This is a genomic window from Streptomyces ipomoeae 91-03, assembly GCF_000317595.1.
GTDB lineage: Bacteria > Actinomycetota > Actinomycetes > Streptomycetales > Streptomycetaceae > Streptomyces > Streptomyces ipomoeae.
Genome location: NZ_AEJC01000293.1, coordinates 22734 through 34924 on the forward strand (window position 1 = coordinate 22734; position 12191 = coordinate 34924).

Annotated in this window: 6 protein-coding genes; 3 read left to right on the forward strand and 3 right to left on the reverse strand. The window is 67.3% G+C overall.

Annotation, left to right across the window (positions count from 1 at the left end; genetic code table 11):
- The first annotated feature begins 9 nt into the window (after nucleotides 1–9).
- Together STRIP9103_RS19280 and STRIP9103_RS19285 are read left to right on the forward strand one after the other, a co-directional pair.
- On the forward strand, nucleotides 10–6618 hold the full coding sequence (locus STRIP9103_RS19280) for a DEAD/DEAH box helicase (protein WP_009315126.1): 6609 nt from the start codon (nucleotides 10–12) through the stop codon (nucleotides 6616–6618).
- Nucleotides 6618–8771: a UvrD-helicase domain-containing protein gene (locus tag STRIP9103_RS19285; protein WP_009315148.1), complete on the forward strand. Its 2154-nt coding sequence runs from the start codon at nucleotides 6618–6620 to the stop codon at nucleotides 8769–8771. Before STRIP9103_RS19280 ends, STRIP9103_RS19285 begins: the two co-directional genes overlap by 1 nt.
- Nucleotides 8772–9131: 360 nt before the next feature.
- On the opposite strand, the gene STRIP9103_RS46660 is transcribed toward STRIP9103_RS19285, so the two are convergent.
- Nucleotides 9132–10006, reverse strand: a protein-coding gene (locus tag STRIP9103_RS46660) for an IS5 family transposase (RefSeq protein WP_374005668.1) whose coding sequence is annotated in 2 segments (ribosomal slippage) — nucleotides 9132–9614 and nucleotides 9617–10006 — 873 coding nt in all. Because the reading frame shifts where the segments join, the coding sequence is not laid out codon by codon here.
- A 73-nt stretch (nucleotides 10007–10079) separates the two neighbouring features.
- On the opposite strand from STRIP9103_RS46660, the gene STRIP9103_RS53465 reads away from it, so the two are divergent.
- Nucleotides 10080–10559, forward strand: a complete 480-nt coding sequence (locus STRIP9103_RS53465; RefSeq protein ID WP_078613964.1) for an ATP-binding protein — start codon at nucleotides 10080–10082, stop codon at nucleotides 10557–10559.
- A gap of 120 nt (nucleotides 10560–10679) precedes the next feature.
- Here the strand turns inward: STRIP9103_RS53465 and STRIP9103_RS19300 are convergent, their stop codons facing one another.
- Complete coding sequence (locus STRIP9103_RS19300) at nucleotides 10680–10871, reverse strand: hypothetical protein (protein WP_009315151.1); 192 nt, start codon at nucleotides 10869–10871, stop codon at nucleotides 10680–10682.
- A gap of 67 nt (nucleotides 10872–10938) precedes the next feature.
- A protein-coding gene (locus tag STRIP9103_RS19305) for an IS3 family transposase (RefSeq protein ID WP_086019286.1) occupies nucleotides 10939–12119 on the reverse strand; the annotation gives its coding sequence in 2 pieces (ribosomal slippage) (nucleotides 10939–11855 and nucleotides 11855–12119; 1182 coding nt in all).
- Nucleotides 12120–12191: the final 72 nt, after the last annotated feature.

Sequence of the window (12191 nt, forward strand, 5' to 3'; positions counted from 1 at the left end):
GTCGCCGTCATGCTGCCCTCTCTGGTTGCCGAGGACCTGCGTCGAGCCCTGGCCACCTACCTGACGACGAGCTTCGCGCTCGCCGACGATGACGTGCGCGAGGAACTTGACGCATTCTTGGAGCGCCCCGAGAGCCGACTGTTCCGTGGCCCGTACCTACGTGTCCGGACGCCCTTCCGCGAGGCCAAGAAGGGATGGGAGGCAGCACTCGACTGGCACCCGGACGAGTTCACGCCCTACACCCACCAGGCTGCCGCCTGGCAACGGCTGTCGTCGAAGGGAGGGCGGCAGCCGGAGCCCACCATCGTCACGACGGGTACCGGCTCGGGTAAGACCGAGTCGTTCCTGGTGCCGATCCTGGACCACTGCGCGCGGGCGCGGGCCGCAGGACAGCGGGGTGTGAAGGCCCTGCTGCTGTACCCGATGAACGCCCTGGCCGACGATCAGGCGCGTCGTATCGACGATTTCCTCGCCACCGAGGAGGCGCTGAAGGACGTCACGGCCGGCATCTACATCGGTGGTGCCTCCGGGCCCCGATCGGCCTCGGACGAGGATGAGAACGAGCCTGGCCCGTACGGCCGTGACACCGGATCGACGTCCCTCGCCGGCGACCCGACGGTCAAGAAGCTGATCACCGATCGGGACGCGATCCGGGCCGACCCACCGGACCTCCTGCTCACGAACTACAAGATGCTTGACCTGCTGCTGCAGCGGATTCCGGATGTTCCGCTGTGGCAGTCCGATTCCTTGGCGTACGTCGTCCTCGATGAGTTCCACACTTACGACGGCGCCCAGGGAACCGACGTAGCCATGCTGCTGCGCCGCCTCGGGGCGGCGACCGGGGCTGCACGTGGCGGGCGTCCGCTCGGTGACATCACGCCGGTGGCGACGTCGGCGACGCTGGGCGGGAGCGTGCCCGACGGGCCGGTCGCGGAGGGGCCCGAGCGGTCGGACCGTGAACTGCTACTGGAGTTCGCGGAGAAGGTCTTCGGCACACCGTTCCCGGATGCAGCGCTCGTCGGTGAGGACCGGCTGCTGCCCAAGGAAGTGGTGGATGAACCGGACTTCCTGCTTCCCAGCCCGGCTCCCGCTGCCTTGGCCGCGTTGCCTGATCCGCTGGACGACGAGTCAGCCCTTGTAGAGCTGGCGCGGCTCATGCTCGGCCAGCCGATAACCGATCCGCTGCAGGTCGGGGCCAAACTGAAGCAGCACATCCTGGTCAAGGCGATCCTTGACGTCGCCGGCAGTACACCGGTGACCGTCCCGGAGATCGCTAGGGAGTTCGCGCAGCGCGGTGGCGGTCCGGCGTGGGACGAAGCGGCCCGAAGCGACCCGGGCGTGCTGGAACTCGCCTTCGCGCGGATCCTTGCGCTGATTTCACACGCTCGCACTCCGCATCCCGTCACGGGAAAGCCCGTTCCGTTCCTGCGTGTTGAGGCGCAGCTGTGGGTGCGAGAGGTCCGGCGCGTCATCCGGGCAGCGACCGCCGAGCCGCACTTCCGCTGGTACGACGACGACGGCCCCACGGGTGACTCACGCCCGAACCCAGCCAACCTCGCCATCTACCAGCCGACGGAGGTCGACAGCGCCGGCGAGATCGGCGATCGGGAGGACGCGTCGCGTCGCCCCGTGGGGCCGCCGTACCGGCGCCACCTTCCGGCGGTCTACTGCCGTCACTGCGGGCGGTCGGGCTGGGCCGCGCTGTCCACGGAACTGGAGTGGCAGCAGCTCAAGACGAACACGCTGGAGATCTACAAGGCCGCCGCGCAGAAGAAGCGGCCGGTGCGCTGGATGCTGCGGGCCCGGCCGGACGAGTACCCGGTGCTGCACTTGCACGCGGAGAACGAACGGTTGTCGACCAACCCGGCGCAGGACACCGTCGCGGTCGTCACCTTGCTGGGGCCGCTGCCCGCCGACAACGATGACGAGTGCCCCTCATGCGGGTTGGGCGATGGCATGCGCTTCCTCGGCGCCGGCACGGCGACCCTCGCATCGGTGGCCACCACGCAGATGTTCTCCGAACGGGGGCTGGCGAAGAGCGAGCGGAAGCTGCTGGTGTTCACTGACGCGGTGCAGGACGCGACCCACAGGGCTGCGTTCATCGCCAACCGCAGCTTCGGCTTCACTCTTCGAGGTCTCCTTGCCAAGCACCTCACTCCTGGACAGCCGATCGCGGTGCACCATCTCGCGGCCGATGCCGCCGAGGCCGTTGTCATGGCCGCCGGTGGCGGAAAGCGCGAGGAACTCGCCTCGATCGTTCCCCCAGACCTACGAGAGAACCCCGACATCCAGACCCTGCTGGACGAGTCGAACAGCTTCAGCGACGCCGGCGCGGAGATGCTCCACAGCCGCCTGGTGTTCCAGACCCTGCTGGAGTTCGGCCTGCGTTCCCGCCTGGGCCGCACCTTGGAGCTGACCCGTACGGCGGCTGTCGAGGTCGACCTCAAGGGAGTTCCGCAGCTGTGCGCGGAGCTGAGGGATCGGCATCAGCGTCTCCCTGGGCAGATCTCCTTGCCGACCGATGACACGGCGTACGAGGTCTTCCTGCGGGGCCTGGCCGAACGGCTGCGATTGCGCGGAGCGCTGTTCCACCCCTGGCTGCAGGAATACATCCGCCAGGCCGGAGCACGGCGCTGGCCGATCTGGGGAGGTCGGCCCACTGGCATGCCGGCCTTCCCGCGCGGCCTCGCCGCGCCCGCGTTCCCGGTGTCCGGCGGCATCCGCACCACCGGCTTCGACTCCCTCACCCGCGACAACACCTGGTTCGCGGACTGGGGCCACCGCACACTCGGCTGCGACCGGCGCGAGGCGCGCGCGGTGACCGAGCTGGCCATGAAGCTGCTCGCTCAGCACGACGTACTGGCCACCTACCACGCCGAGGGCGGGGCCGTCGTCTACGCTCTCAAGCCTCGCAACGTCCTTGTACACCGTATCGACGACGCCGTCTCACCCGACGAGGACGGTGTCAACGCGTGCGGTGTGCGCTGCAACACGTGCACTTGGCGGCAGACCGTGCCGCCGGGACGGCGTGAGCAGTGGATGGGCACCCCGTGCCTGCGGTTCCGCTGCTCGGGCCAGTTCATCGAGGACGACCGCGACTACAAGGCCGACTACTACCGGCGCTTGTACACCGTTGACCGGCCAGGCGATGTGCTGACCGCCGAACACACGGGTGCGCTGAGCCGGGAGCGGCGTGAGCAGGTCGAGGCCGCCTTCAAGAACCGGGCCTCGGCGTTCGACCCGAACGTGCTCACCTGCACGCCCACTCTCGAACTAGGCATCGACATCGGCGACCTGTCGGCCGTGGTGCTGGCCTCCATGCCGCCCGGACCTGCCAACTACGCCCAGCGGATCGGTCGAGCAGGGCGCAGCACCGGCAACTCCCTGGCCGTCACCTTCGTCCCACGAGGCAACCGCAACCACTACTACCTTCACACCCCGGAGCACATGCTGGCCGGCCGGATCATCCCGCCAGACTGCTACCTGGACGCCTCCGAGATCCTGCGCCGCCAGTACCTGGCGTTTCTCTTCGACCGCGCCGCCGACCGCACCCTGTGGGAAGGCACGGCGATCCCCGAGCGCCCCATGCCGCCGCGTATCGGTGAGCTCTTCGGGCCGGGGCTGGCCGCGGACGGGTGGTTCCGTCGCTTCCTCGACGTCGCGACCGCCCGACATTCCCAGTTGTCCGCCGCATTCATCAAACTCTTCCCCGCGATGAGCGAGGAGGCCCGCCAGGGGGTCCAGGCCTTCGCGGCACAGGAACTGGAAGAGACCGTCGGGGCCGCTGCGAGCGCATGGAACAAGCGAGTGGCGGCGCTACGCGCGAGGATGCGGCAGATCGGCCGGGCCTTCGACGCCCTGGCGTCCGTCTCCGGAGACCCGGAACGTGACAAGCAGCGGCGTCAGCTCTTCGCCGAACAGCGCACCGTACGCAAACGCCGGGACGACCTCGTTTCGGAGAACTCGATCAATGCCCTGGTCCGGCTGGGCCTTTTGCCCAACTACACCCTCCACGACGACGCAACCGTGCTGGACGCCACCTTGTGGTGGCGGAACAGCGACGGCGAGTTCGACGAGAGCGCTACCGACTACGGGCGCGGCTCACGCCTCGCGCTGACCGAACTGGCGCCCGGCAACATCTTCCACACCGACGGCTACAAGTTCATCGTCAACGGCGTGGACCTTGGCACCGGCGTCGGCGGCGGCGAGGACCCGTACGCCCTGTGGCGGTTCTGCCCCGAGTGCGGATTTGTGGCCACGGAGGAGACCGGCCTCGACATCACTGCCTGCCCACGCTGCAAAGCCCCGCAGATCGCCGATCCGGGAGCCGTCCACAAGGTGCTGGTGCCCGAGCGGGTGGTGGCACGTGAGCGCCGCGAGGACGCACGCCTCACCGACGAGAGGGACGAGCGGGAGCGCAGGCAGTTCGATGTGATCGCCCTGGTCGACATCGACAAGGACCAGCCCCAGGGGCTGAGGGCCTGGCGCCGCATCAGCAAGAAGAAGGAGGAGAAAGTCCCTCCCTTCGGGGTCGAGTTCGCCCGGGTGGCCACGATTCGCACCATCAACCTGGGGCCGTCGGCCGCCCCGGGCTCGACCCATGTGATCCGCGGCGACGAGAACCAGGTGTCCGGCTTCGAGACCTGCCTGGAGTGCGGGGCGGTCCGCGGCGTGCACCCGCAGGCATGGGACCCTTCGGCTCAGCGCGTCGGCACCCGCCATGCGTACTGGTGCACGCACCGCGACGACGGCGTGAACCACGAGCCGACGGAGAAGCTGCTCCTGGCTCATGAGCTGACCACGCAGGCCCTGCGCATCCTGCTGCCCGTATCCACGATGGACCTCGCCGAGCGCCTCGTCTCCTTCAAGGCGGCCCTGCTCCTGGGCATCACCAAACACTTCGGCGGAGCCCCCGACCACATCCGCGTGGTCACCGACAGCATGCCCGGCGACAGTCGGGAACTACGCAGGCGCTTCCTTGTCCTGCACGACTCCATGCCCGGGGGCACCGGCTACCTCGAACACCTCGCGGACGCCCAGGTGCTGCACCGCGTCCTGAGCCTCGCCCAGACGGCTCTTCGGGAGTGCCCCTGCCAGAAGGAGGACCAGCGCACGCCCTGCCACCGCTGCCTGCTGCCCCACGTCACCAGCAGCGAGCTTCCGCACGTCTCGCTGCGCATCGCCAAGGAGCTCCTGGACGAGATCCTCAAGGACTGGGACGTCGAGAAGGTCGACACGCTCTCCGGCGTCCGCATTGACCAGCTCGTCGAGAGCGAACTGGAGGACCGGTTCGTTCGCACACTGGTCACCTGGGGCCGCCGCGAAGAGGAGGACGGATCGGTCACCGCCAAGGCCGGCCAGCGCGGCATCGAGCATGAACTGCGCTTCACCTGCGGTGGTACCACCACGCGCTGGCGCATGCAGGACCACGTGCGGATGAACACCGCCGTGCCCAGTGAACCCGACTTCCTCCTGGAACGCACCGACGGCCCCACCGAGCGCGTCGCCGTCTTCCTCGACGGTTTCGCCTTCCACGCCAGCGAACGTGTCAACCGCATCGCCGACGACGCGGCCAAGCGGGCGGCCTTGCGAGCCGAAGGCATCCTCGTCTGGCAGCTGACCTGGGATGACGTCATGGCATGGGCGACGGCGGTCAGCGGTGCGGTTCAGGGGCAGAAGGTCCGCACGTCCGCGCCACCCCTGCACACAGAGGCGGCATTGGGGCTCGCCCGGCAGATACACCAGAGCTTGGTCGGCGAAGCCCGGCCCGATGACACCCTCGACCCGGCTCTGCGTAATCCTGTGGAGACTCTGCTGGAGTTCCTCGCCGACCCCGACCGGGCCAAATGGGCGCGGCGAGCAGCCGGACTGCTGGGCGGCTTCGGAGCGGTGGCACGCCCCCAGCCGGTGGATCGCGAGGAGGTCGGACGAGCCCTCCCCGACATTCTGCGCGGCGCAGCCCTGCCCACCGTGCCCCAGGCCACCGAGGCGGTCGCCTTCGACGCCCGAACCCCCGGTCAGGCGCGGATCACCGGCCTCCTGGACCGCCGACCCGAGCCGCGAACCGGGCAGCCAGCCATGCGGGCCTGGTCAGCTCTGGCCGTACTCGACGACCGGCCGGACGCCGTCGCCGACGAGGACCACAAGAACCGCTGGGTGGACTGGCTGCGCTGGTCCAACCTCCTGCAGTTCCTCCAGTCCACCGCCAGCGACGAACTGCCCTGCTCCTTCCACCAGGTCGCGGTATCCACCAGCGATCAGGTGGACCCGCACGCGGTGGCCCTGCTGACCAGCGCGCTGCCCACGGAAGGAGGAGCCCCGCCGCCTCTACCGCCCAGGTGGGCCGAGGCTGTCGAATGGGCCTCGAGCAAGGTCGAAGACGTACTGCTCGCGCTCGTCGAGGAAGCCCGCGGGGGCCGCATCGACGTGCCAGAGGTCGGCTTCGAGTACGGCGACCAGGCGCTGCTGGCCGAACTGGCCTGGGAAGACGAGAAGGTCGCGATCTTCATCGACGCGGACGAGGAACGAGACGCCACATTCGAGCGCGAGGGCTGGTACGTGGCACAGGCCGACGCCGTGAACGTGCCTGAACTCATCAAGAAGTTGGAGGGGAACTGATGTCCGGCGCCAAGGTGATCATGGCGGACGTCTTCGGGAAGTCCTATGACGCGCTGGACGGCTCCGTCCAACCGCTGGTGCTGCAGTTCATCATGAAGATGCAGCGCGACCCGGACTCCAACGGCCTCAATCTCAAGCCCCCGAAGGGCGCCAAGGACAAAAGAGTCCGCACCGCTCGCGTCACCGACAACTACCGCGCCGTGCTCATGCACTATGCAGACCGCATCTACTACCTGGTTGCCGTTCTGCCGCACGACGACGCGTACGACTTCGCCGCGAACATCCTCTTCGACATCAACAAGGTCACCGGCGGCATCGAGCTGATCAACCTGGGCAGCCTGTACGGCACCCTGAGCGGGCAGCCGAAGAGCGCGGACGGCACGACGGACACGAAGGCACCGTCGCTCTTCGCCGGCGTCTCGGACGCCGACTTCGAACGCCTCGGCGTCCACTCGTCCATCGTCCCGGCGCTCCGCGAGATCCACAGTGAGGACGCCGTCCTGGGGATCGTCGAGACACTTCCGAAGCTGGCCCGCGACGTCATCCTGTGCCTGGCCGACGGCATGTCCGTCGAGGAGGTCTGGGAGCAGGTCAGCTCCGTCGCGGCCACCGAGGACGAGATCGACACCGAGGATTACGAGGCTGCCATCGAGCGCCCAGCCACCAAGGAAGCCTTCGTGGTCACGGGCGACATCGCGGAGTTCGGACGCATCCTGACCGAACCGCTCTCCGCTTGGCGGATCTTCCTCCACCCCGCTCAGCGGGCCCTGGCCGAACGGAAGACCCCGTACAGAGGCCCCGCACGCGTCACCGGAGGCCCCGGCACCGGCAAGACCGTGGTGGCGCTGCACCGCGTCAAGGCCCTCGCCGATCGCCTGCCGCCCGGCCAGGCCATCTTGCTGACCACCTTCACCACCAACCTCGCCAACCTGCTCAAGTCCCAGCTCAAGGACCTAGGCGGCGCCCAGCTACTGGCTAAGGTCGACGTCCGCAACATCGACAAGGTCGCCTACGGCACGGTGAAGGAGACCTTCGGGCCCGAGGCACCGAGCAGGCTCAAGGACAGCGAGATACTCAACCGCTGGATCGAACTCGCTCAGGAACAGCCCGGGCACCGCTTCGACGGCCGCTTCCTCGACGCCGAGTGGAAGCAGGTCGTCCTCGCCCAGGACATCCGCAGCCGCGACGAGTACTTCGTCGCCAAGCGCGCGGGACGTGGCCGACGGCTCAACCGCCCGGAGCGCGCCCAGGTCTGGTCACTTATCGAGGAGTTTGAGCGCCGTCTGGACCGGGAGAAGACCGCGGGAGTCATCCAGCTCGCCGCCCAGGCGGCCCGGATCGCCTCCGGCTGGTCCGACGAGGAGCGGCCATACCGGCACATCGTCGTGGATGAGGCACAGGACCTGCACGCAGCCCACTGGAAGCTGCTGCGCGCCCTGGTCCCCGAAGGAGGCGACGACCTGTTCATCGTCGGCGACGCCCATCAGAGGATCTACGACAACCGGACATCCCTCAGCGCTCAGGGCATCAACATCCGCGGTCGTTCCAAGCGGCTGACCCTTAACTACCGGACCACCCGGCAGATCCTGGTGGCCTCCCTGAACCTGCTCGGGAAGGTCGAGTTCGACGACCTCGACGGGAACAGGGAGAATCTGCGCGGCTACCGTTCCGTCCTCTCGGGGGCTAGCCCCGAGACGCAGGGCTACCGCACCTCCGCCGAAGAGATGACCGCGTTGGCGCAGCGCGTCGAAGGGTGGCAGAAGGAAGGCATCAAGCCCCATGAGATCGCGGTGGTGGCCCGGACCCACGCACTGGCCGACGCGGCCCTCCAGGCCCTGCGCGACGCCAAACTCGACACCGTGAAGGTCGAGGACTCCCGGGTCCCCGATCCCGACGAGGGCGTGCAGGTCATGACCATGCACCGCATCAAGGGACTCGAATACCGCGCGGTCGCCATCGTTGGAGCCGGAGCCCAGCACATGCCGTTGCCCACCGCCCTCACGCCGGAGGCCGAAGACCGACTTCAGTACGCCGCCGACCTGCGCCGCGAGCAGTCATTGCTCTTCGTCTCCGCAACGCGAGCACGTGAGCAGCTGTCGATCACTTGGTCGGGGCGGCCCAGCCAGTTCCTGGAGCCTCCCAAGGCCGAGTAGCGGACACCAAGCCGGTACCACATCAGACGGCGGGACAGCCCTCCGTAGGGGGATCCCCGGAAGCGCGGAGGGCTTGCGCTGTTAATGCTCCAGAGCAGGCAGGCCAGCCAGTCCGGTATCGCACATGACTCGGTCGACGGTCCTCGACCTCGGCCCTCCGGGGGGCTCCATTGCATCGGTGATATCACCGCAGCGATAGGAGCCAGGCCACCTGTGGTCCATGGTGGTCGTCCGCCGACCGCCGAGTTGCTGCCCCGTTTCGATGGGGCACCTGTGGACGCGCCCGGCGGATTCGGCGGGCGATCCTTTTATTTATGGGAGATCGCACTGCCGCCCTAGGGTGCGTTTTGAAAGTGCTGGTCACAGCCACTCGTTGATGGCTGCGACCAGCACGGTCGCCTCGTAGCGAACTGCCAACTTGTCGTATCTCGTGGCGACAGCGCGGTGCCGCTTGAGGCGATTGATTCCGCACTCGACCGCGTGGCGCTCCTTGTAGTCGGCCTTGTCGAACTTAGGTGGCCGGCCGCCGTGGGAGCCGCGGTTCTTGCGGTTGGCGATCTGGTCGCGCTTCTCCGGGATCGTGCAGCGGATACCGCGCTTGCGCAGGTAGGCACGGTTCGCGCGGGAGCCGTACGCCTTGTCGGCACGCACCTTGTCCGGCCGGGTGCGCGGGCGGCCCGACCCGAGCCGGGGCACCCGGATGCGGCCCAAGACCACCTGGAACTGCGGGGAATCACCGCGCTGTCCTGCCGTGATGACCAGCGACATCGGTTTCTGGGCCTGCTCGACCGCCAGGTGGAGCTTGGTTGTCAGCCCGCCCCGGGAGCGTCCGAGCCCGTGGTCGTCGGGCTCGATGAACACACCGCCTGGCGGCTCGATCTGCAGATCCCCTTTTTGCGGGCGCCGGCCGCATGCTGGTGGGCGCGGGCGATGGTCGAGTCCACCGAGACGTCCCAGGTGATCAGTCCCTCGGCGTCGGCCTGGGCCTGCAGCTGTTCGAAGATGCGGTGCCAGGTGCCGTCCCGCTGCCAGCGGCGGAACAGGCCGTAGACCGTCTCCCACGGGCCATAGCGCTCGGGCACGTCCCGCCAGGGAGCACCGGCGCGGGTGCGCCACCGTATGCCGTCTATCAGTTGCCGCTTGGTGTGCACCGGTGGCCGTCCAGGCTTCTTGCCGACCGGGAGCAGGGGCTCCAGCTTCGCCCACTGTGTATTCGTCAGATCATGCCGCCCCACGAAGTGGGATCTTGACACATCAAGATCCACATATGAAACGCACCCTAGCTCCCGCCCGCGAGAGGTCACAGCTATGCCCCGCCCGCTCGGAGATTCGCCCTATTCATTCACCGTCCCACCTTTGGTTGCGGCCGTACCAGCCGCGCGAGAGCGCGTTGTCCACCGGGCGCAGCGGCTCGGGCTGGCCTTGGGGGAGGAACTGACCAACGACTTGCGCTTGCTCACCGCAGAAGTAGTCGCGAACTCGGTCACGCACACGCGGGCCCCGTGTGTGGTCGTTGTGCGATGGACCGGAGAGCGGCTGCGTGTGGAAGTCACCGACGTCGATCCCACCTTGGTGCATCCGTCCCAGGCTGGGGCGCTGGACGAGAGCGGGCGCGGTCTCTTCCTCGTGGACGCATTGGCAACCAGGTGGGGCTCACAGCCGTGCGCGGCCGGGAAGATCACATGGTTCGAACTGGCAGTCGCTGCTTCCGAGGAGGGCACTGCCGATACGGAGGAAACCGTGCCAATAGGCAGTGCACAAGAACGAATCGAGCCTCAAGCAGCCTGAGCTACTGCTTCTATCAGGACCCGATCGGTACCTAGTCTTGGGAGCGCGTCCTGGCAGCACCGTTGCCCGTCCTGAAGCTGAGTGGGCTGTCTGTCGAGTAGTGAACCTGATGTCCGCAAGTCAGAAGATCCAGCCACGCCTGTCGGCCAGCCAGCGCAGCGTGACCTCCCCACACCACGTCTGGTGCTGGCGAATGTGCGGTGACCAGTCCGCTGGGGGCTGTCCGCCGGTGGTCAGGAAGAAACCCGAGAGCGCGACCAGCGCTGCATCGAGTTGTTCGTCGGCGACTCCGCGGGCGGTGGGGTGCTGCATGAACAGGGACGTGGCATCGTGGCCTGAGGGGCCTCGCGTTTTCCGGACAGGCTTCTGACCGTTTATTTCACGCGGCGATTCGCAACTTCTCATACTCGGCGTGGACTTCGCGCGGATGGCGGTAACCCACCGCCGAGTGGAGGCGTTTGCGATTGTACCAGAATTCGATGTAGCGAGTGATGTCCTGCCGGGCGGCCTCGCGGGTCAGGTAAGTCACCCTTGATACGCGCTCGTTCTTCAGGGCACCGAAGAATGATTCGGCCATGGCGTTGTCGAAACAGATCCCGGTGCGGCCGGCAGATCTGCGGAGCCCGAACCGGTCCAGCGTCCTCCCGAACTCGGCTGACATGTAGTTACTTCCGCGATCCGAGTGAAATATCGCGTCGGCCGAGAGGTTCCTGTTCCGTGCCGCGTTACGGATCGCCCTGGATATCAGTGAGGTTTGGTAGTGGTCGTCCATGGCGTAACCGATGACTTCCTTCGTGCAGCAGTCGATGACCGTTGCGAGGTACAGCCAGCCTTCCCCGGTCGCGATATAGGTAATGTCACCGACGAGCTTCTCGCCGGGCGCATCCGCGGTGAAGTCGCGGCCGACGAGGTCCAGCACCTGGCCGGCCGCAGCCTGAGTGAGGTTGAACCTCTTCGGTCGTGGCAGGCAGGGCATCAGGCCCAGTTCGCGCATGAGGCGGCGGACCAGCTCCACGCCCGCGGCGACGTCCCAGCGGTGCAGCTGGGCCTGGATGCGCCTGTGCCCGTAGGTGCTGTCGGACATGTCGAAGGCTTTCTCGATGAGCAACTTCAGTTCTTCGCGCCGCTGGGCGGTCGCGGATTTTGGGCGGGATCGCCAGTCGTAGTAGCCGGATCTGGAGACGCCGAGTCGGCCGCACATGAACTCGACGCTGTATGCGTACTTCTCGGTGTCGAGCCGCATCTCGTCGATGAACTCGTACTTGCTTGCTACCGGGGATCCTTCGCGAAGTACGCTGCGGCTTTTTTCAGGAAGGTAACTTCCATCTCCAGCTCGCGGTTGCGTCGTTCGAGTTCCTTCAGGCGTGCTCGCTCGTTCACCGTCAGTTCCGCCTCGGGGGCCGGTTCCTGCTGCTTCTGGTACTTCTTCACCCAGCCGCGTAGCGTCTCCGAGTTCAGCTCAAGCTCCCGGGCGACTTCGGAGATCGTCTTGCTTGACCTCAACGCGATCTGGACGGCTTCCTCGCGGAACTCCGGCGAGTACTTACTGGGTGGCGCCACTTCTTCCTCGTTTCCTTGTTCAGGACAACCCTATTGGGTGCCTGTCCGGAAACTTCGTGGCCCCTCACAGCG